Origin of the sequence: Herbaspirillum sp. C7C2 (assembly GCF_022627865.1) — a bacterium.
Classification (GTDB): Bacteria; Pseudomonadota; Gammaproteobacteria; order Burkholderiales; family Burkholderiaceae_D; genus Herbaspirillum; species Herbaspirillum frisingense.
Genome location: NZ_JABXGI010000025.1, coordinates 18636 through 38366 on the forward strand (window position 1 = coordinate 18636; position 19731 = coordinate 38366).

17 protein-coding genes are annotated in these 19731 nt (G+C 61.7%); 14 read left to right on the forward strand and 3 right to left on the reverse strand.

The window, feature by feature from the left end; genetic code table 11:
- Positions 1 to 79: 79 nt before the first annotated feature.
- Positions 80 to 1897 (reverse strand): glutamine--fructose-6-phosphate transaminase (isomerizing), encoded by a 1818-nt coding sequence (glmS, locus tag HWE04_RS21560; protein WP_241813673.1) that lies wholly within the window; start codon positions 1895 to 1897, stop codon positions 80 to 82.
- Between the two features lie 206 nt (positions 1898 to 2103).
- Here glmS and HWE04_RS21565 point away from each other — a divergent pair, with 206 nt between their 5' ends.
- Positions 2104 to 2574 carry an Lrp/AsnC family transcriptional regulator gene (locus tag HWE04_RS21565; RefSeq protein ID WP_241813674.1) on the forward strand — a complete coding sequence of 157 codons (471 nt, stop codon included), beginning with the start codon at positions 2104 to 2106 and terminating at the stop codon, positions 2572 to 2574.
- A 96-nt stretch (positions 2575 to 2670) separates the two neighbouring features.
- Here HWE04_RS21565 and glmU read toward each other — a convergent pair whose 3' ends face one another.
- Entirely contained in the window at positions 2671 to 4029 is a 1359-nt protein-coding gene (gene glmU, locus HWE04_RS21570) for a bifunctional UDP-N-acetylglucosamine diphosphorylase/glucosamine-1-phosphate N-acetyltransferase GlmU (protein ID WP_241813675.1), read from the reverse strand.
- 45 nt (positions 4030 to 4074) lie between these two features.
- Positions 4075 to 5478, reverse strand: a complete 1404-nt coding sequence (locus HWE04_RS21575; RefSeq protein WP_006461283.1) for a CDP-glycerol glycerophosphotransferase family protein — start codon at positions 5476 to 5478, stop codon at positions 4075 to 4077.
- A 303-nt stretch (positions 5479 to 5781) separates the two neighbouring features.
- Here HWE04_RS21575 and rfbF point away from each other — a divergent pair, with 303 nt between their 5' ends.
- From rfbF to HWE04_RS21640, 13 genes are all read left to right on the forward strand, one after another.
- Positions 5782 to 6552 (forward strand): glucose-1-phosphate cytidylyltransferase, encoded by a 771-nt coding sequence (rfbF, locus tag HWE04_RS21580; protein ID WP_006461284.1) that lies wholly within the window; start codon positions 5782 to 5784, stop codon positions 6550 to 6552.
- Between the two features lie 39 nt (positions 6553 to 6591).
- On the forward strand, positions 6592 to 7905 hold the full coding sequence (rfbH, locus tag HWE04_RS21585) for a lipopolysaccharide biosynthesis protein RfbH (RefSeq protein WP_006461286.1): 1314 nt from the start codon (positions 6592 to 6594) through the stop codon (positions 7903 to 7905).
- Positions 7906 to 7922: 17 nt separating this feature from the next.
- Entirely contained in the window at positions 7923 to 9266 is a 1344-nt protein-coding gene (locus HWE04_RS21590) for a GHMP family kinase ATP-binding protein (protein ID WP_006461288.1), read from the forward strand.
- A complete protein-coding gene (locus HWE04_RS21595) occupies positions 9263 to 11164 on the forward strand; it encodes an N-acetylneuraminate synthase family protein (protein ID WP_006461289.1) in 1902 nt (633 codons plus the stop codon). The genes HWE04_RS21590 and HWE04_RS21595 overlap by 4 nt, the downstream gene beginning before the upstream one ends.
- Positions 11165 to 11264: 100 nt before the next feature.
- A complete protein-coding gene (locus HWE04_RS21600) occupies positions 11265 to 13058 on the forward strand; it encodes a thiamine pyrophosphate-binding protein (protein ID WP_077236273.1) in 1794 nt (597 codons plus the stop codon).
- Positions 13059 to 13065: 7 nt separating this feature from the next.
- The gene (locus HWE04_RS21605) at positions 13066 to 13812 is read left to right on the forward strand and encodes an SDR family oxidoreductase (RefSeq protein ID WP_241813676.1); all 747 of its coding nucleotides are present in this window, start codon (positions 13066 to 13068) and stop codon (positions 13810 to 13812) included.
- Positions 13812 to 14651 carry a sugar phosphate isomerase/epimerase family protein gene (locus HWE04_RS21610; RefSeq protein WP_006461293.1) on the forward strand — a complete coding sequence of 280 codons (840 nt, stop codon included), beginning with the start codon at positions 13812 to 13814 and terminating at the stop codon, positions 14649 to 14651. Before HWE04_RS21605 ends, HWE04_RS21610 begins: the two co-directional genes overlap by 1 nt.
- The gene (locus tag HWE04_RS21615) at positions 14641 to 15387 is read left to right on the forward strand and encodes an SDR family NAD(P)-dependent oxidoreductase (protein ID WP_241813677.1); all 747 of its coding nucleotides are present in this window, start codon (positions 14641 to 14643) and stop codon (positions 15385 to 15387) included. The genes HWE04_RS21610 and HWE04_RS21615 overlap by 11 nt, the downstream gene beginning before the upstream one ends.
- A 79-nt stretch (positions 15388 to 15466) precedes the next feature.
- Positions 15467 to 16306 carry an SDR family oxidoreductase gene (locus HWE04_RS21620; RefSeq protein WP_006461295.1) on the forward strand — a complete coding sequence of 280 codons (840 nt, stop codon included), beginning with the start codon at positions 15467 to 15469 and terminating at the stop codon, positions 16304 to 16306.
- A gap of 25 nt (positions 16307 to 16331) precedes the next feature.
- On the forward strand, positions 16332 to 16895 hold the full coding sequence (locus tag HWE04_RS21625) for a D-sedoheptulose-7-phosphate isomerase (protein WP_006461296.1): 564 nt from the start codon (positions 16332 to 16334) through the stop codon (positions 16893 to 16895).
- A complete protein-coding gene (locus HWE04_RS21630) occupies positions 16892 to 17620 on the forward strand; it encodes a nucleotidyltransferase family protein (RefSeq protein ID WP_241813678.1) in 729 nt (242 codons plus the stop codon). Before HWE04_RS21625 ends, HWE04_RS21630 begins: the two co-directional genes overlap by 4 nt.
- Positions 17617 to 18285, forward strand: coding sequence for a hypothetical protein (locus tag HWE04_RS21635; protein WP_006461298.1), 669 nt, complete (start codon positions 17617 to 17619; stop codon positions 18283 to 18285). The genes HWE04_RS21630 and HWE04_RS21635 overlap by 4 nt, the downstream gene beginning before the upstream one ends.
- An 83-nt stretch (positions 18286 to 18368) precedes the next feature.
- Positions 18369 to 19670: an FkbM family methyltransferase gene (locus HWE04_RS21640; protein WP_241813679.1), complete on the forward strand. Its 1302-nt coding sequence runs from the start codon at positions 18369 to 18371 to the stop codon at positions 19668 to 19670.
- Positions 19671 to 19731 lie beyond the last annotated feature (61 nt).

The window sequence follows — 19731 nt, forward strand, 5'->3', positions numbered from 1 at the left end:
TTAATTACATGTCTCAGACTTTAATTGCATGTCTCTGACTATAATTGTATGGAACAAACATTGTGGTCAGAACGCCCCCTCACTCCACCGTCACCGACTTCGCCAAATTCCGCGGCTTGTCCACGTCCGTCCCCCTTGCCAATGCCGTGTGATACGACAGCAACTGCAGCGGCACCACATGCAGGATAGGCGAGAGCACGCCGTAATGTTCTGGCATGCGGATCACGTGCACGCCTTCGGCCGAGGTGATGCGTGAGTCGCCGTCGGCGAAGACATATAACTGTCCGCCGCGTGCGCGCACTTCCTGCATGTTGGACTTGAGCTTTTCCACCAGTGCGTCGTTGGGTGCGATCGTCACCACCGGCATCTGCTCGGTGACCAGGGCCAGCGGGCCGTGCTTGAGTTCGCCAGCGGCGTAGGCCTCGGCGTGGATATAGGTGATTTCCTTGAGCTTGAGTGCGCCTTCCAGTGCGATCGGGTAGTGCAGGCCGCGACCCAGGAAGAGGGCGTTTTCGCGTCGCGCGAAGGCCTCGGACCAGGCCACGATGCTGGGCTCCAGTGCCAGCACGCTTTGCAAGGCTGCGGGCAGGTGGCGCATGGCCTTGAGGTGGGCTTCTTCTTCCTCGTCAGTCAGCAGGCCACGGGTTTGTGCCAGTGCCAGGGTGAGCAGGAACAATGCCGCCAGCTGCGTGGTGAAGGCCTTGGTCGAGGCAACGCCGACTTCCACACCCGCGCGGGTGATGTAGGCCAGTTCGCATTCGCGCACCATGGCGCTGGTGGCCACATTGCAGATGGTCAGGGTATGCGGCATGCCGAGGCTGCGGGCATGCTTCAGTGCGGCCAGGGTGTCGGCGGTCTCGCCGCTTTGCGAGATGGTGACCACCAGTGACTTCGGATTGGGGACGCTGTCGCGGTAACGGTATTCACTGGCGATTTCCACGTTGACGGGGATGCGGGCTATCGATTCCAGCCAGTATTTGGCGGTCAGGCCGGCGTAGTAGCTGGTGCCGCATGCCAGGATCAGGATCGAGTCGACCTCCTTGAAGACCTTGTAGGCCTTGTCGCCGAAGAGTTCCGGCATGATGCGCACCATGCCTTCCAGGGTGTCGGCGATGGCACGCGGTTGCTCGAAGATCTCCTTCTGCATGTAGTGCTGGTAAGGGCCCAGCTCCACTGCGCTGGTGTAGGCCTGCACCGTGCGTACTTCGCGCTCGGCTGGTCGGCCGTTGCTGTCGACGATCCAGACCTTTTGCAGTTGCAGGTCGACGACGTCGCCTTCTTCCAGGTAGATGATCTGGTCGGTCGTGCCGGCCAGGGCCATGGCGTCGGAGGCGACGAAGTTCTGCCCCTCGCCCACGCCCACGATCAGGGGTGATCCCTGGCGTGCGGCAACCACGCGGTGCGGTTCGTCGGCGCAGAAGACGGCGATGGCATAGGCGCCGGTCAGGCGGTGCACGGCTTGCTGTACGGTGTGGAAGAGGTCGCCGTCGTACATGTGGTCGACCAGGTGGGCGATCACTTCGGTGTCGGTCTGGCTCTCGAAGGTATAGCCGGCTGCCTGCAGTTCGGCACGCAGTTCGTCGTGGTTCTCGATGATGCCGTTGTGGACCAGTGCGATGCGGTCGCGCGAGAAGTGCGGGTGGGCATTGTGGGTGGCAGGGGCGCCATGGGTGGCCCAGCGGGTGTGGGCGATGCCGGTGAAGCCGGCCAGGCCGGTCTGGGCAATCTGCTGCTGCAGGTCGGCCACGCGCGAGGTGCTGCGCGAACGCTGCAGCTTGCCATCCACATGCAGCGCCACCCCGCAGGAGTCGTAGCCGCGATATTCGAGGCGCTTCAGGCCTTCAAGCAGGATGGGAGTGACGTTTTGTTGCGCTACTGCGCCGACGATGCCGCACATGGAATGCCTCTTGGGAAAAGATGTGCATGCATGGTAGGGCAGGCAATTTGAAATATGATTTCTAAAATTGGTATTAAATGAATTAATATTGCCTGATTACGACGTATAGAAATATTTGGGAATTAAATTCAATTTAATGAATTTATATTCCAATATGCGCGGTTCCAATCTTTTCCGATCCATGACTGGCCCCTGATTCAACGCTGATGAAACTCGACCTGGACGACCTTGACCGCCGGATTCTGCAGGCTTTGCAGACCGATGCCAGCCAGACCAACCAGGAGCTGGCTGCCCGGGTGCATGCCTCTCCGCCCACCTGTCTGCGGCGGGTCAAGCGGCTGGTCGAGGCCGGGGTGATTGCGCGTCAGGTGGCCTTGCTGGATCCGGTGCGCCTGTCGTCGACATTGACTGCAGTGGTCGAGATCACGCTGGACCGCCAGGGCGAGGAAGAGCAGCAGGCCTTCGAGGCGCTGGTGGCGACCGAGCCGGCGGTGCAGCAGTGCTATCGCGTCTCGCCAGGGCCGGATTTCGTGCTGGTGGTGCTGGTGCGGGACATGCCGGCCTATCACGCGCTGGCGCATCGCCTGTTCGCCTCGCAGCGCAATGTACGTAATGTACGCAGCTATTTCTCCATCTATCGCAGCAAGTTCGAAACGGCAGTGCCCATCGAGAGCTGATGCGATGTGAGCGGCGCTAAAAAGAAATCGGCCGGCGCACAATGTGGCCGGCCGATTTTTTTTTGCTGTGGATAATTCAGATTCGCGCCTGGGCACTCACTTCTTTATCTTTACGGGGCGCTGCCATCCCGCCAGCGACAGCTGCTTGGCGCGCGAGAGGGTCAGTTGGCCGGCCGCTGCGTCCTTGGTCAGCGTCGTGCCGGCACCGATGGTGGCACCCTTGCCCACACGCACCGGTGCGACCAGCTGGCTGTCGCTGCCGATGAAGGCATCGTCTTCGATGACGGTGCGGAATTTGTTGGCACCGTCGTAATTGCAGGTGATGACACCGGCGCCGACGTTGACCCCGCTGCCGATGTCGGCGTCACCCACGTAGGCCAGGTGATTGGCCTTGCTGCCGAGGCCGACGATGCTGTTCTTGACCTCGACGAAGTTGCCGATATGTACGTCGGCCGCCAGTTCGGTACCGGGGCGCAGGCGGGCATAGGGACCGATCTGGGCCTTGGCGCCGACCACCGCGTCTTCGATGTGGGTGAAGGGCTTGATGTTCGCACCGGCAGCGATATGGGCGTTGCGGATGACGCAGTGGGCGCCGATGGTGGCGCCTTCGCCGATACTGACCTTGCCTTCGAAGACGCAGTTGACGTCGATGCTGACGTCGCGCGCGCAGTTGAGCACACCGCGTACGTCGATGCGTGCCGGATCGGCCAGTGTCACGCCGGACTCCAGCAGGGCACGGGCGATGCGCAGTTGGTGTACCCGTTCCAGTTCCGCCAGTTGCACCTTGCTGTTGACCCCCAGGGTTTCGGCCACATCGTCGGGCTGGGCCGAGACCACCTCGACGCCATCGGCTACGGCTGCGGCGATCACGTCGGTGAGGTAGTACTCGCCCTGTGCGTTCTTGTTGGACAGCCTGGACAGCCAGTCACGCAGACGCGCGGTGGGCGCGACGATGATGCCGGTATTGACTTCCTTGATGCCGAGTTCGGCCGGGCTGGCATCCTTCTGTTCGACGATGCGGGTGATCTTGCCGCCTTCGCGCACGATGCGCCCGTAACCGGTGGGGTTGTCCAGCTCGACGGTCAGCACCCCCAGCTTGTCCTGGCCGGCAGCTTGCAGCAGGCGCTGCAGCGTCGCGGTGCTGGTCAGGGGGACGTCGCCGTACAGCACCAGGGTGGGGGCGTTGTCGTCCAGATGGGGCAAGGCCTGCATGACGGCGTGGCCGGTGCCGAGCTGGGGTTCCTGCAGGGCGAACGACAGGCCCTGGTCGGCAAATGCCTTGGGTACGGCGTCGCCGCCGTGGCCGTAGATGACACACAGTTGTGAGGGGGCCAGCGAGCGGCCGAGGTCGACCACATGGCCCAGCAGGGGCTTGCCGGCCAGGGGATGCAAGACCTTGGGCAGGGCGGATTGCATGCGTTTGCCCATGCCGGCGGCGAGGATGACGATGTTCATTCGATATTCTTGTAGGTGAAATACTAGGCAAAGCAGGACGTGGGCTTACAGCTTGTCCATTTCATTGAGGAGGTCGTTGACGATGAATTGCGCGCTGCCCTCGGGGCGCGGCAACAGGCGCTTGATGATTTCCTCGCGCTTCTCCTTGAGCGGGTCCTGTTTTTCCACGCAGAGTTGTTCCAGATAGCCCACGACAGCCTCGAAATCGCCGGCCCGATACATGCCTTCCTGCAACATCTCGCCGATCGGGTTGAAGGGGAAGTGCCCCGGGTTCTCGGTCCAGATGATGGGCTTGCCGGTGACCATGTATTCCCCGAAGAAGCCAATGCCATCGGTGATGAGGATGTCCGAACCCCAGAACAGCGGCGCGTAGTCACCGTTGGTGACCATGGCGGTGTTGGGCAAGGCGAGAAACTCTTCGAGATAGCTGCGCAGATCCGGTTGCGTCATGAAGCCATAGGCGACGACCTTTTCCAGCAGGGCCGGGTGGGGCTTGAAGACGATGTCCAGGTGCGGACATTCGCGCGCCAGTTGCAGGAAATGCTTGTAGTTGCTCCGGAAGGTGGAGAAATTGAGCCAGTCCGCGGTCATGCTGTGATGCGGTGCCCAGATGATGCGGATCTTGTCGGGGCCGATCGGCAGTGGCCAGGCAGCCTCGCTCTTGGCACGGATGATCTGGTCGAATTTGGGCGTTCCAGCCACCACCATGTTGGAATCGAAGATGAAGTCCCGCGCACGATCCAGCGCCAGCGGCGACTCGGCATAGATGCGCCAGCAGTTGCGCATGAAATGGTGGTTGTAGTGTTCATCCTGCATGGCAACCGAACCGAAACCGTAGGGCACCATGCAGACCTTGGCGAAGTTGATTTCGTTGTAGCGGAATTCAGGCTGGATGCTGATATCCCAGGGCGCTTGCCGGAAGATGATGTCCGGGTTCATCAGCTTGAGCAGTTCCAGTTCTTCCACCGGATCGTTGCTGTTGAAGCGGATCGGCTTGATGCCCAGCTGCATCAGGCCGTTGTAGTTGATCTCTTCCTGTCCAAAGCGCTGTGCGTTGAGAAAATCCCGCTTCAGGGTCACGACTACCGGCTCGAAACGCTCGTGTTCCAGCATGAGGCGGTAGATTTCATCCAGGGCGTTCCAGGTTTCCACATTGTGAACAAGGAAGATCACGCGGATCACCTCGCGCGGGCCGCGATAGACGTTGCGCGACACCAGTTGCGTGGTCGATTTCAATTTTGACAAGGAAATATGCAGCGGAATCAGCAATTGCTGCATCGACCGTTCGATCTGGGCGATCCCCTTTGCCTGGGTCTCGGCCATGACGCGGGTGGTCGTCATCAACTGCCTCAAACTGTGTTCCAGCCCGTCAAGGCGGCCGTCGATCTGCGCCAGTTTTTCTTCCAGTGCCTTGGAGGACGGGGCGTTGTCGTTTGCATTCTGGCTCATTGCGATTCCGGAGTGAGAGGATTAAACAGGGACCTGTTCGGGAAAATACAGGATTTTTAAGGAAGAAGTCTGGAATTGAAGCATGTTGGATCAGATTGGCCCGTTCTTGGTACGGTTCGACGGGCGTCCGCCGCAGCTGATCCGTATTCATCCAACGCGGCGGTGGCGGGTCGCCGGATGAGCTACGAAGGCGCGGGTGAGGCTGAAAAAAACCTTTCTAATCGCCAAATAGGCCGTTTTTCAAGTGTGATTTAATGGGCCGAATTATTGGAATTATCGCATCAAAGTTCAATAAAGGCGCTTATGAAGGTTGTCATCCTGGCCGGCGGACTGGGTACTCGACTCAGCGAAGAAACGGCTCTCAGACCCAAACCGATGGTGGAAGTCGGCGGCAATCCCATTCTCTGGCACATCATGAAGATCTATGCCAGCCATGGCCTGACCGACTTCGTGGTGTGCTGCGGGTACCGGGGCTATGTGATCAAGGAATACTTTGCCAACTATTTCCTGCACACCTCCGATGTCACATTCGATCTGGCCAAGAACTCGGTGGAAGTGCATCACAAGCATGCCGAGCCATGGAAGGTGACCCTCATCGATACCGGCGCCGACACCCAGACTGGTGGGCGTCTCAAGCGCGTGGGCCAGTATATCGGTGACGACGACTTCTGTTTCACCTATGGCGACGGCGTGGGCGACATCGACATTACCGCCTCGATTGCCTATCACCGCCAGCATGGCCGCATGGCGACCGTGACCGGGGCGCGCCCGCTGGGGCGCTTCGGCACGCTCAGCGTGGACGGCGACCGGGTCATGAGCTTCAAGGAAAAGCCGCCCGAGGAGGGCGGCTGGATCAATGCCGGCTTCTTCGTCCTCTCGCCGCGCGTGCTGGACTACATCGAGCAGGATGCCACCGTCTGGGAAGGCGCGCCCATCGAGCGCCTGGCCAAGGAAGACCAGCTCAGGGTGCATTATCACAACGGTTTCTGGCAGCCCATGGACACCCTGCGCGACAAGAACTATCTCGAAGACCTGTGGTGGTCCGGACGCGCTCCGTGGAAGCGCTGGACGTAAGCAGGGTAACCAGGTCGCAAGACAGCAAAACAGAACATCATGGATAAAGATCAGTTGAGAAAGCAGATCGCCGCACTGGTGAAACAGTATGGCGAACTGGCGCACCAGCCGGTGGCATTCGTCCCCGGCGTGACCACCGTGGCCCCGGCAGGCAAGGTGATCGGCAGCAGGGAACTGGAACTGATGACCGAATCGGTGCTGGATGGCTGGCTCACCACCGGTCGCTTCAACGATGCCTTCGAGGCCAAGCTGGCCCGGTATCTGGGGGTGCAGCACCTGATCACGGTCAATTCGGGGTCATCGGCCAATCTCATCGCCTTTTCGACGCTGACTTCGCCCAGCCTGGGCGCGCGCGCCATCCGTCCGGGTGACGAGGTGATCGGCGTGGCGGCAGGCTTCCCGACCACCGTCAACCCCATCCTGCAATTTGGGGCCGTGCCGGTGTTCGTGGACGTGGATATCCCGACCTACAACATCGACCCCGCCAGGATCGAGGCCGCCATTTCGGACAAGACCAAGGCCATCATGCTGGCCCACACGCTGGGCAATCCCTACAACCTGGATGTGGTGGTCGGCCTGTGCAAGAAGTACGGGCTGTGGCTCATCGAGGATTGCTGCGATGCCCTGGGTTCGACCTATCGTGGCCAGTTGGTGGGGACCTTCGGTGACATCGGTACCCTGAGCTTCTATCCGGCTCACCACATCACCATGGGTGAGGGCGGCGCGGTGTTCACCAACAACCCCGAGCTCAAGCGTATTGCCGAATCCTTCCGTGACTGGGGGCGCGACTGCTATTGCCCTCCGGGCAAGGACAATACCTGCCAGAAACGCTTCTGCTGGAAACTGGGCAACCTGCCCGAAGGCTACGACCACAAGTACACCTATTCGCATCTGGGCTACAACCTCAAGATCACCGACATGCAGGCCGCCTGCGGTCTGGCCCAGATGGAGCGGGTGGATGACTTCGTGGCTGCCCGCAAGCGCAATTTCGCCTATCTCAAGCAACGTCTGAAGAGCTGTGAGGAGTTCCTGATCCTGCCGGAGGCCACCCCGGAATCCGATCCGTCCTGGTTTGGTTTTCCGATCACCTTGCGCCCCAACGCGCCGGTGTCACGGGTAGACCTGCTGACCTACCTAGACCAGCAGCGCATCGGCACCCGTCTGTTGTTCGCCGGCAACCTGACCCGCCAGCCCTACATGATCGGGCGCAACTATCGCGTCAGCGGTGAGTTGGGCAATAGCGATGTCATCATGAACGATACCTTCTGGGTGGGTGTCTTCCCTGGGCTGACCGAAAGTCATCTGGATCACGTGGTTGATCATCTTGAACGCTTCCTGGGGGTCGCATTTTGAACCAGCTACTGGAAAAAATGATCGTCTACGACGACGAGGATTTGCTGTCTGCCATCGACAAGATTGAAGCGAGCCGTTTCCAGACCGTCTTCGTAACCGATCGTGAGCTCCAGTTGAAGGGCCTGATCACCAATGGTGACGTGCGGCGCTTCCTGCTCAACGGTGGCCAGACCGATGAAACCGTCACTGCCTGCATGAACAAGAGTTTCCGCAGCGTCGGGATGAATGCCAGTCGCGAGGAAATGCTGAAATTGCTGGACCTGGGATTCACTGTCATTCCCAAGGTCGCCCCGGACGGTCGCTTGATGGACCTGATCACCCCGGAGTACGAGCTGGCTTCGCCCGAGGCTCCGGTCCTCACGCGTGCCCGCGCCCCGGTGCGGATCAGCTTCGGCGGCGGTGGATCGGACCTGACCTATTACTTCGTGGATCATCCCGGTGCGGTCCTGAGCACCACCGTGGCGCTGTATGCCCACGCTACCCTGATCCCGCGCGCCGACCGCAACATCCACATCTATTCCGAAGACCTCGATACCCATACCCACTACCCCTCGCTGCTGGACCTGCTGGCTTCGCCCCGCCAGGACCTGCTGTCGGCGGTAGTGTCGGTGATCAAGCCGATCTATGGGTTTGACCTGTATGTGCGCTCCGACTTTCCGGTGGGCTCCGGACTGGGCGGTTCGTCCGCGGTCGCTACCGCCGTGGTCGCGGCCTTCAATGAAATGCGACTGGACCGCTGGACCACTTATGAAGTGGCTGAACTGGCCTTCCAGGCCGAGCGTGTCTGCTTCGGTGTGGCAGGTGGCTGGCAGGACCAGTATGCGTCAGCCTTCGGCGGTTTCAACCTGATCGAACTGGGTGACAAGAAGAACCTGGTTCATGCGATCCGGCTGGAAGCCGCGACCGTCAACGAACTGGAAGAATGCCTGATCCTCTGCGATTCGCGCATCAAGCATGATTCCGGCACGCTGCACAAGAAGCAGCGCGAGACCTACTCCAACGAGAACAAGGCCGAGCAGCTGACCGAGATGGTGGCCTTGTGCCGGGAGATGCATCGCCATCTCCTCCGCGGCGAACTGATGGACTTCGGTCGTTGCCTGGACAAGGCCTGGCAGCTCAAGCGCGGTCTTTCCGCCGACATCAGCAATCCCGAACTGGCCCATATCTACGAATCGGCGATGCAGGCCGGCGCGCTGGGTGGCAAACTGCTGGGTGCCGGCGCGGGTGGGTTCTTCCTGTTTTTCGTGCAGCCGCAGTATCGCCAGCAACTGGCCAAGCGCCTCAAGGACCTGAACTGCAAGCTGTCGATCTTCAAATTTGAAAATGAGGGTGTCGTTTCCTGGCGCACCAAAATCCTATGAGCAATACCGTTTTTTCCATCGATGGACATGAAATCGGCGGGGCACGCGTCTTCGTCATCGCCGAAATCGGCAACAACCACAACGGTTCGCTGGAACTGGCCAAGCAGTTGGTGGACGCGGCCATCGAGGCCGGTGCCGACTGCGCCAAATTCCAGCTGCGCGATCGTAGCGCGCTGTATCGCACCAAGGCCGACGGCTCGGTGGCGGAAGACCTCGGTGTCGAATACATCCAGGACCTGCTCAACAAGGTCGAACTGAGCATCGAAGATCATCGCGCCGTGCGCGACTATTGCGCCCAGCGCGGCATCACCTACATGTGCACGCCCTGGGATGAGCCCAGCGTCGACGTGCTGGCAGGCTTCGATGTCCCGGCCCTGAAGATCGCCTCGGCCGACCTGTGCAATCCCTACCTGATTCGCAAGGCGGCCAGCCTGGGCAAGCCGCTGGTGCTGTCCACCGGCATGTCCTTCGAGCATGAAATCGTGCGCGCCATCGATCAGCTCAAGAGCTTGCAGGTGCCGTTCGCGCTCCTGCATTGCAACAGCACCTATCCGGCGCCGGAGTCCGATATCCAGCTGGGCTATATCGCCCGCCTGAAGCAATTGCATGGCGTCATCGGCTATTCGGGCCATGAGCGTGGCACCGCCGTGACCCTGGCCGCGGTGGCGCTGGGTGCGTCGCTGGTGGAGCGCCACATCACCCTGGACCGCAACATGGAAGGGCCGGACCACCTGGCCAGCCTGGAGCCGGCCGAGTTCCGGCAGCTGGTGGACGGTATCCGCCAGATCGAGAAAGCGCTGCCGTGGAGCGGCCCCGGCCGTCATGCCAGCCAGGGTGAATTGCTCAACCGTGAAAACCTGGCCAAGAGCGTGATTGCCGCGCGCGACATCGCCGAAGGCGAGGTATTCAGCGAAAGTGCCTTGCGCGTGGCCAGTCCGGGCCAGGGCCTGGCGCCCTACAAACTGGTCGAATTGCTGGGCAAGCCCGCCAATCGCGCCATTGCCCAGGGTGAATTCCTGTTCGAAAGCGATCTGCGTGAAAAACTCAGCATCGACCGCCGCTACCACTTCCCCGTGAAATGGGGCGTGCCGGTGCGTTATCACGATTTCCGTCAGTACGAGACCTGGGTCAAGCCGGACCTGTTCGAGTTCCACCTGTCGTATCGCGACCTGGGGGTCGATCCTGCTCCCTATCTGACGCAGGTCGCCTGCACCCGATTGGTGGTGCATGCGCCGGAACTGTTCGAGAACAGCGAACTGCTGGACCTGGCTGCGGACGACGAAGCCTATCGCCAGCGTTCCATCGACAACCTGCAGCGCGTGGTCGATGCCACGCACCGCATCGCCGAGTTCTTCCCCCAGGCTGATTCCTTGCTGATCGTGGCCAATGTCGGCGGCTTCTCCGCCGATGCACCGTTCCCGCTGGCGCATCGCAAGGTCTTGTATGAGCGTTTCCTGGCATCGTGCGCACAGATCGATTTCGGCCGCACCGAACTGATCCCGCAGAACATGGCGCCTTTCCCCTGGCACTTCGGTGGCCAGCGTCATCAGAACATCTTCATGATGCCCGATGAGCTGGCAGCCCAGGCGCGTGCCATGAACATGCGGCTGTGCCTGGACCTGTCGCACCTGCAGATGACCTGCAACCATTTCGGCCTGGACTTCCAGCAATCCCTGGCCCTGCTGTTGCCCTATTCGGCGCATCTGCACGTCGCCGACGCCAAGGGGACCAACGGCGAAGGCGTGGTGATGGGCACCGGCGACGTCGATTGGCCCGCCAGCTGGAAGAAGATCGCTGCCTGCCCGGGTATGGGATTCATCCCCGAGGTATGGCAAGGGCACAAGGACCACGGCGCCGGATTCTGGTCGGCGCTTGAATATCTGGCCTCGCTGAACTAAACAAAATGGACTTCGTGCCGTTAAAAGACGCTGAAGTCAACTCTTGAACCGGTGGCAAGGATGAGCCTGCCAACGGCTCCCAGCCATTGAAGGAATTGAAATGCGCGTCGCCGATTACATCATGTCCCGCCTGGCCGAACTGGGCATCCGCCAGGTGTTCTTCCTGCCGGGTGGCGGGGCCATGCACCTCAACGACGCCCTGGGCCTTCACCCGCAGCTGGAACCCGTGCTCTGCCTGCACGAGCAGGCTGCCGGCATCGCCGCAGAAGCCGCCGGCAAGCTGCTGGCCGGCCCCAGTGCCTGCCTGGTGACCAGCGGCCCGGGCGCGACCAACGTCATTACCGCCACCCTCGGCGCCTGGCTGGATTCGACACCGGTATTCTTCGTCTCCGGTCAGGTCAAAACTGCCGACCTCAAGGCCGGTACCGAACTGCGCATGCTGGGCGTGCAGGAAGCCGATATCGTCACCATGGTGTCCTCCATCACCAAGAAGGCCGTGACCCTGTTGCGCCCGGAAGATGTGGGCGTGGTCTTCGATGAACTGGTACAGGCCGCCATGAGTGGCCGTCGTGGCCCGGTCTGGCTGGATGTGCCGCTGGACGTGCAGGCCATGGAAGTCGATCCGGCCACCCTGCGTCGGGCGCCGGCAGCGGTGCAAGCCCCGCGCGCAGACCTGCGCAGCGAGGCCGAGGCAACCCTCGCATTGTTGCGCAAGGCACAACGTCCGGTGGTCATCTCCGGCAGCGGCGTGCGCATTGCAGGCGCCGTTCCGGAACTGCGCGATTTCCTCGACCGCGCCGGCGTGCCGGTGCTGACCACCTGGCTGGGCATGGACATCATCGAGGAAGACCATCCCCTGTACGCCGGTCGTCCTGGTTCGATCGCGCCGCGCTGGGCCAACTTCGCGTTGCAGAACGCCGACCTGATCCTGGTGGTGGGCGCCCGTCTGGACATGGCGATGACGGCCTACGCGCATGACCGCTTTGCCCGCGGTGCCGTGAAGATCATGGTCGATATCGACGTCGCCGAGATTCGCAAGATGAAGATGGAAATCGCCCTGCCTGTGGTGGCCGATGCCAAGGATTATCTGGTGGCCTTGCACGCGGCGCTCGATCGCCAGCCGCCCCTGCCGTCCTACGCAGCATGGCTGGAGCGCATTGCCGGCTGGAAGCAGAAGTATCCCCTGCTGCAGCCCGAGCAGATCACCACCGAAGGACCGCTCAGCCTGTATCACTTCACCGATGCACTCTCCTCCGAGATGGCCGAGGGCGACGTCATCGCCACCGGCAGTGCCGGCTTCTCGGTGGAACTGTTCCTGTTGGCATTGCGCCTGAAACCAGGCCAGCGCTGCTTCCACAACCGTGGCACCGGCGCCATGGGCTTCGGCGTGCCGGCGGCCGTCGGCGCCTGCCTGGCGGCGGGCCGCCAGCGCACCATCTGCGTGGAGGGTGACGGCGGTCTGCAACTGAACGTGCAGGAACTGGCAACCATGGCCAGCCTGCAATTGCCGGTGAAATGCTTCGTCATCAACAACGCCGGTTACGCCTCGATCCGCACCTCGCAGACCAACTACTTCAAGCGCCTGGTCGGTGCCGATGCCAGCAGCGGAATGGCGCTGCCCGACCTGGAAACCCTGGCCCGCGCCTATGGCGTGCCGTTCATCCGCATCGAGTCGGGCGCGCGCTTGTCCGAGCAGCTCAAGCAGGCACTGGCCGGCGACGGTCCGCTGCTGTGCGAGGTCATGGTGTTGCCGGAAGAGCCGCGTATCCCGCGTATTGCCACCCGCCAGGGCGCCAACGGCAAGATGGAATCGTCGCCGCTGGAAGACCTGTTCCCCTTCCTCGACCGCGAAGAGCTACGCAGCAACATGCTCATCCCGCTGATCGGTGAATGAGTTCGCAATGAGCGACATCCTTTCTCTCTTTTCCCTGCAGGGCAAGGTCGCCGTGGTGGCCGGTGCCTCGCGCGGTATCGGTCATGCAATCGCCAATGGCCTGGTCGATGCCGGCGCCAGGGTGGTGGGCTTCGGGCGTTCGGATGCCGCTGGCGATGCGCGCTTCGACTACCGTCGCTGCGACGTATGCGCTCCGGCCGCCGTGGCTGGGCTGTTCGATGATGTCGAGGCCGAGTTTGGCGCCATCGACGTCTACCTCCACGTGGCCGGGATTACCCTGCCTTCCCAGGGCGGCATGCAATCGAGCGAGACCTTCAACGCCACCCTTGCCAGCAACCTCAGCAGCGCCTATGACTGCTGCGCCAACGCCGGACGCCGCATGGCCGCACGCGGGCAGGGTTCGATCATCACGGTCACCAGCATCGGCTCGCTCATGGCCTTTCCCAATAATCCCGCCTACGTCGCCGCCAAGGGTGGTCTGCGCATGATGAGCAAGGCACTGGCGCTGGATCTGGGTCCGAGCCAGGTGCGCGTCAATTGCCTGGTGCCAGGCTATGTCCAGACCGCCATGACTGCCGCCAGCCATGCCGACCCGGTGCTGCATGAACAGCGCGCCGGTCATACCATGCTGGGACGGTGGGGACAGCCCGAGGACCTGGTGGGCGCCGCCATCTTCCTGGCTTCGCCAGCCAGCAAATATGTCACCGGCACCGACCTCATCGTCGATGGCGGATGGACTGCAAAAGGATTGTGATGAACAACATAGGATTCATGCAGGGACGTCTGGTCGATCGTATCGACGGCAAGATCCAGGCCTTTCCCTGGGATACCTGGCAACTCGAGTTTCCGCGTGCCCAGGCGCTGGGCCTGACGGCAATGGAATGGACCCTGGACGACGAGCGTCTGGAGCAGAACCCCTTCATCACTGAACAAGGTCAGGCCGAAATACGGGCATTGATGGCACGCCATGGCGTGGCCGTCCACTCGTTGACAGGCGACTGTTTCATGCAGATGCCGTTCTGGAAATACGAGGGCCAGCAACGCAGCGAACTGCTGCGCAAGTTTGATCTGGTGCTGGCCGCGGCTGCGCGCCTGGAGGTGCGCTTCGTCGTGGTGCCGCTGGTGGACAACGGCCGCCTGGAGACATCGGAACAACGCGATGTGCTGGTACGCCATCTGTTGGAACGGGCAGAGGTGCTGCGTGCCACCGGGGTGCAGGTGATCTTCGAGACTGACTATGGTCCGGATGACTATCGGGCCTTCATGGCCCTGTTGCCGGCTGACGTCTTCAACGTCAACTACGATATCGGCAACAGCGCCAGCCTGGGCTTCGATCCCGATGAAGAATTTGCCGCCTATGGCGAGCGCATCGTCAATGTCCACGTCAAGGATCGCAAGCTGGGCGGTACCACCGTCCCCTTGGGGACCGGCGACGCCGACTTCGAGAAGGTGATGGCCGGCCTGGCGCGCCGACACTACGCCGGAAGCTTCATCCTGCAGACCGCCCGCGCCGACGACGGCGACCATGCCGGTGCCCTGGCGCGGTATGTGCAGATGGTGACCGGGCTGTTGAGCCGCCACTATGGAACTTGATCTGCGCGGCAAGGTGGCCCTGGTCACCGGCTCTTCGCAGGGCATAGGCCGGCAGATCGCCGCCGCCCTGGCAGGTGAAGCTTGCCAGGTGCTGCTCAACGGCCGCGACCCGTCCAGGCTGGAGGCCGCCGCGCATGAGATCGGTGGCATCGGCGTGGCCGGTGACGTCACCACTGCGGCCGGCGCCGCCTCGGTGGTGGAGCGCGCCGTTGCCATTCATGGTCAGCTGGATCTGCTGGTATGCAACGTCGGCAGCGGCACCTCGGTGCCACCCGGTACCGAATCGGAAGAAGAGTGGTTGCGGGTCTTGCAGCTCAATCTGCTGGCCACGACCAACACGGTTCACGCCGCGCGTCGCTTCCTGAAGAAAGGCGCGGCCATCGTGTGCGTTTCGTCCATCTGCGGCAGCGCCGAGCTGGGTGCGCCGACGGCCTATTCGGCTTCCAAGGCTGCGGTCGACAGTTTCGTGCGCAGCGCGGCGCGTTACCTGGCCAAGGAGGGCGTGCGCATCAATGCAGTGGCACCGGGTAATATCCTTTTCGAGGGCGGCAGTTGGGAACGCAAGGTCAAGGCCGCGCCCGAGAAGGTGACCGAGATGCTGGAGCGCGATGTCGCACTGGCCCGTTTCGGTACCCCCGAGGAAGTGGCCGACATGGTGCTCTTCCTGTGCTCGGCGCGCACCAGCTTCGCGACCGGTGCCGTGTTCGTCCTCGATGGAGGGCAGCTGCGCAGTTGAGCAGCCGTCCCGGCGCCGGCCAGCAGGCATGCCTGATGGCGAGCGTCCTTTCATTTTCTCTGTGGCAAAGATCAAGGCTATGTCCAATTCCGTTTCCAGCAAAGACCTGTTCGACCTGCAAGGCAAAGTCGCTGTCATCACCGGCGGTGGTGGCATGCTGGGTTACCAGCACGCAGCGACTATTGCCAGCCTGGGAGGGCAGCCGGTATTGCTCGATATCGACCCCGCCGGCCTGGAAAGAAACGCCCGCGCGCTGCGCGACGAGTTCGCCATCGATGTGCTGGTCCTGCAGACCGACATCACCCGGCTGGACCAGGTACAGGCCGCGCGTGAGGCCATCCTCCAGCAGCACGGCGCAATCGCTATCCTGATCAACAACGCTGCCCGCAATCCCAAGGTGGAAGATGCGGACGGGATGAATTTCTCGCGTCTGGAAAATTTCCCTTCCGATCAATGGCAGCTCGATATCGATGTCGGTCTGGGCGGCGCTTTCAACTGTTCCAAGGTATTCGGTGCGCACATGGCGCAGGCCGGTGGCGGGGTGATCGTCAATATCGCCTCCGACCTCGGGGTCATCGCGCCGGATCAGCGGCTGTACCAGGTCGAGGGCCGCGCGCCGCATCTGCAGCCGGTCAAGCCGGTGACCTACTCGGTGGTCAAGCACGGCCTGATCGGGTTGACCAAGTACCTGGCCACCTATTGGTGCGAGCAGGGCGTGCGCTGCAATTCGCTTTCACCGGGCGGTGTGTACGCCGGGCAGAACGATGTGTTCGTCAGCAAGCTGGTCAAGCTCATTCCCATGGGGCGCATGGCCCGTCCTGACGAATATCGTGGCGCGATTGCCTTCCTCTGCTCGGATGCATCCAGCTATCTGAATGGAACCAACCTGGTCGTCGATGGAGGCAGAAGTGTCTGGTAACTCATCCAATGGACTGTCCCTGCACATGCAGGAATCGCTGCAGGTCTTCCAGGCCTTCCTGGGGGATGCCGCCCTCAATGCCGAGTTGCAGGCCATCGGCGAGCTGTGCGTGCAGACCTATCAACGCGGCAACAAGATACTGATCGCCGGCAATGGCGGCAGTGCCGCCGATGCCCAGCATTTTGCCGGCGAACTTGTCAGCCGATTCTATTTCGACCGGCCGCCTCTATCGGCCATCGCGCTGACCACCGATTCCTCCATCCTCACGGCCATCGGCAATGACTATGGCTACAAGGAGGTGTTCGCCCGCCAGGTGCTGGCCAATGGGTGTGCAGGCGACCTGTTCATCGCCATTTCCACCAGTGGCAATTCGGAAAACATCCTGCACGCCATCGAGGCCTGCCGCCAGAAGGACATCAAGGTCGTCGGCCTCACCGGACAATCGGGTGGCAAGCTCAAGGCCCTGTCCGATCATTGCCTGTGCGTGCCGTCGGCTTCCACGCCGCGTATCCAGGAATGTCACCTGGTCATCGAACATGCCCTGTGCGCGCACATCGAACAACGGATCTTCCGGCCGGAGCCTGTATGAAGGCCATCGTCCTGTGCGGTGGACTGGGAACCCGCCTGGGCGAGCTCACCAGGGAGACGCCCAAGCCCTTGATTCCCGTGGCCGGCCGTCCCTTCCTGTCCTACGTGCTGGACCGGCTGGTGGAGGGTGGTGCCAGTGAGCTGGTGCTGGCCGTCAGCTTCCAGTGGGAAAAGATCAGGGCGCTCTATGGCAGCCAGTGGCGTGGTGTCCCCGTGGCCTATTCGGTGGAGCCGCAGCCGTTGGGAACCGGCGGCGCGATCCGTCATGCCATGCGCTCGCACGAGATTGAAGAAGCCATCGTCGTCAACGGCGACACCCTGCTCGACCTGGATGCCGGTGCATTGGCTGCTTTCGCCCGTGACAAGGCGGCCGATGTTGCCATGGCGCTCAAGTACATGGCCGATACCTCTCGCTTCGGGCGCGTCGAGATTGACCAGGCTGCACGCGTGCTGGGTTTTCGGGAAAAGGGTGTGGGTCAGGCGGGTCTGATCAACTCCGGCGTCTATCACGTCCATGCCCGCGTGTTCGCTGACAGCACCGATGCCGCCTTCAGCTTCGAGCTCGATGTGCTGGCCGGCAAGCTCGATACGGCAGCCATCTACGGCATGCAGACCGATGCCTATTTCATCGACATGGGAGTGCCGGAAGATCTCGCGCGCGCCCAATACGAACTGCCACTGCCACGGCCACGGCCGGCCGTTGCCGGGGAGGGCCCTGCGCGATGATGGATCTGTCCATGCCGGTAGAGGAGTTCAAGGCCTACATGGGCCAGCAGCTCGACCGTTTTTTCCCTGACCGTTACGCGTTTGCCGGCGCGGATGTCGATGCCGCCTTCGATGAGGCCTTGCAGCGGCTGGAGTATTGCCTGAAGTTCGTCTCGATCCGCGGCTTCGTGGTCGATGGCAAGGTGCAGTTGTCGCACCTGCATTCGGGCCAGTACTGCCATTTGCTGTATTTCATGGGCAACAGCCTCTGGAAGCGGTCGCAGAATCAAGCCTTGTGCGACAAGCTGATGCTGCTGAACCAGGCGCTCAACGGCGTGTTCTGCTCCTACAAGCTGGCGCTGCCCGAGATCTTCTTCCTCAACCATCCGGTGGGCAGCGTGCTCGGCCATGCGCAGTATTCCAATTTCCTGGTGATACTGCAGAACGTGACCGTCAATACCGATCCGGAGTTGAAGATCGGTGAATGTGTGGCATTGACCGCTGGCGCGCAGATCATCGGTAACAAGCCCATCGGTGCGCGCTCTTCCATCGGTGCCAATACGCTGGTGTTCGATCGTGAGATTCCGGCGGACAGCGTGGTCTACAACGGGCCGACGGGACTCGTCATCCGTCCACGGGGACGCGAGAGTCTGGCCGAGCGCTATTTCAACGTACCGTCGGCCTAGGCATCAGGCATTGCGGCGTCGTCACCCGGCGCCCTCCATTTCATCGCGAGGAAAGAATGTTCAAGGGAATTGACGCAGCCGGCATGAACGCCACCGATCTGCAGGCCGACACGGATTACTTCCTGAGCATCGCCCGGCCCGATGGCGGCGCGATCGTGCTGCCGTTCCGCCTTGGCGACCAACGCCTCTCGGAGTGTGGCGAGCATGTGGTGCTGGCGGCGCGGGAGAAGTTCGAGCTGCTCAGACAGTTGCATCGCTATCCCGAGATCCTGGCCCTGGCCGATGCCAACCGCCCGGCCGCCAGCGCCACGCTGGAGGCGGCACTGGCAGGGGCATTCAGTGTGGACCGTGGTTTGTACATCTTCGGTGCCCACAAGCTGGGGGCGAAGGTTGCGCGTTTCTGCGTGGAACGCGGGATCGAGGTGAAGGGCTTCATAGATAACAGTAGCGATAAGCATGGCAAGCGCATCGACGGCATCCTCATCGGTGGTCCCGGGCAGATTGATGGCGAGAACGAGTCCGTGGTCGTGGCCAGCGGTCGCTACAGCAACGTCATCATGGCGCAGTTGCACGGGCTGGGCTGGAAGCATGTGAAGAACATGCACGAACTGATGTTCGCACTGCGTACCTCGCATAATGCGGAGAGCGATTTCCGCTCCTTCGTCGACGTACTCGACACCGACGCCATGCGTTTCATCTCGGCCTTCCTGGCACTGGACGACGAGCGTTCGCGCCAGGTCTTCGACGGTCTGATCCGGATGCGCCGTACGTTGGCCACCCAGGTGGCTGATGCCATCAAGTCGCCTTTCGCCGATGAATACCTCGATGCGGATTTTGTCCAGCCAGCCGACATGGCCTACTACGTCGATGCCGGCGCCTTCAACGGCGACAGCCTGGAGCGCATGGAACAGCGCCTGGGCAAAGTGACCCATGCCTACCTGTTCGAACCGGAGTTGCCGGCGTATTACGATGGCCTGAAACGACATGCCGACCGGCCCGAGGTGTTTTTCTACAATCTCGGCCTGTCGTCGTCGTACCAGAAATTTACCTATCGTCCCGCGATGTCGTTCGACCTGCTGCAGGAGATCGATAGTCCCATCCCCAATGACATCGTCTCCTACATCCAGACCATACGCCTGGACGACATCATCACCGGGCCGGTGACGCTGTTCAAGCTTGATATCGAAGGTGCCGAGGAAGAAGCGCTCAAGGGCGCGGCCGACACCATCCGGGCGCAGCGGCCCAAGCTATGCGTGTGTGCCTATCACCGGGCGTCCGACCTCTGGAAACTGCTTGACGAGGTCAAGCGGATTCGTCCGGACTACAAGGTGGGACTGCGTCACTACTCCGATCTGATGGACGACTCGTCGTTCTATTTCTATTGATGATGCGCAGCGCGGTGCCGGGCACTGCGCTTCCGCCTTGTTTTCCGACCTGGACTTGACG

Bases quoted from the DNA above. Each gene is read 5' to 3' on its own strand.
- glmS (WP_241813673.1), bottom strand. From the start codon at position 1,897: ATGTGCGGCATCGTCGGCGCAGTAGCGCAACAAAACGTCACTCCCATC.
- HWE04_RS21565 (WP_241813674.1), top strand. From the start codon at position 2,104: ATGAAACTCGACCTGGACGACCTTGACCGCCGGATTCTGCAGGCTTTG.
- glmU (WP_241813675.1), bottom strand. From the start codon at position 4,029: ATGAACATCGTCATCCTCGCCGCCGGCATGGGCAAACGCATGCAATCC.
- HWE04_RS21575 (WP_006461283.1), bottom strand. From the start codon at position 5,478: ATGAGCCAGAATGCAAACGACAACGCCCCGTCCTCCAAGGCACTGGAA.
- rfbF (WP_006461284.1), top strand. From the start codon at position 5,782: ATGAAGGTTGTCATCCTGGCCGGCGGACTGGGTACTCGACTCAGCGAA.
- rfbH (WP_006461286.1), top strand. From the start codon at position 6,592: ATGGATAAAGATCAGTTGAGAAAGCAGATCGCCGCACTGGTGAAACAG.
- HWE04_RS21590 (WP_006461288.1), top strand. From the start codon at position 7,923: ATGATCGTCTACGACGACGAGGATTTGCTGTCTGCCATCGACAAGATT.
- HWE04_RS21595 (WP_006461289.1), top strand. From the start codon at position 9,263: ATGAGCAATACCGTTTTTTCCATCGATGGACATGAAATCGGCGGGGCA.
- HWE04_RS21600 (WP_077236273.1), top strand. From the start codon at position 11,265: ATGCGCGTCGCCGATTACATCATGTCCCGCCTGGCCGAACTGGGCATC.
- HWE04_RS21605 (WP_241813676.1), top strand. From the start codon at position 13,066: ATGAGCGACATCCTTTCTCTCTTTTCCCTGCAGGGCAAGGTCGCCGTG.
- HWE04_RS21610 (WP_006461293.1), top strand. From the start codon at position 13,812: ATGAACAACATAGGATTCATGCAGGGACGTCTGGTCGATCGTATCGAC.
- HWE04_RS21615 (WP_241813677.1), top strand. From the start codon at position 14,641: ATGGAACTTGATCTGCGCGGCAAGGTGGCCCTGGTCACCGGCTCTTCG.
- HWE04_RS21620 (WP_006461295.1), top strand. From the start codon at position 15,467: ATGTCCAATTCCGTTTCCAGCAAAGACCTGTTCGACCTGCAAGGCAAA.
- HWE04_RS21625 (WP_006461296.1), top strand. From the start codon at position 16,332: ATGCAGGAATCGCTGCAGGTCTTCCAGGCCTTCCTGGGGGATGCCGCC.
- HWE04_RS21630 (WP_241813678.1), top strand. From the start codon at position 16,892: ATGAAGGCCATCGTCCTGTGCGGTGGACTGGGAACCCGCCTGGGCGAG.
- HWE04_RS21635 (WP_006461298.1), top strand. From the start codon at position 17,617: ATGATGGATCTGTCCATGCCGGTAGAGGAGTTCAAGGCCTACATGGGC.
- HWE04_RS21640 (WP_241813679.1), top strand. From the start codon at position 18,369: ATGAACGCCACCGATCTGCAGGCCGACACGGATTACTTCCTGAGCATC.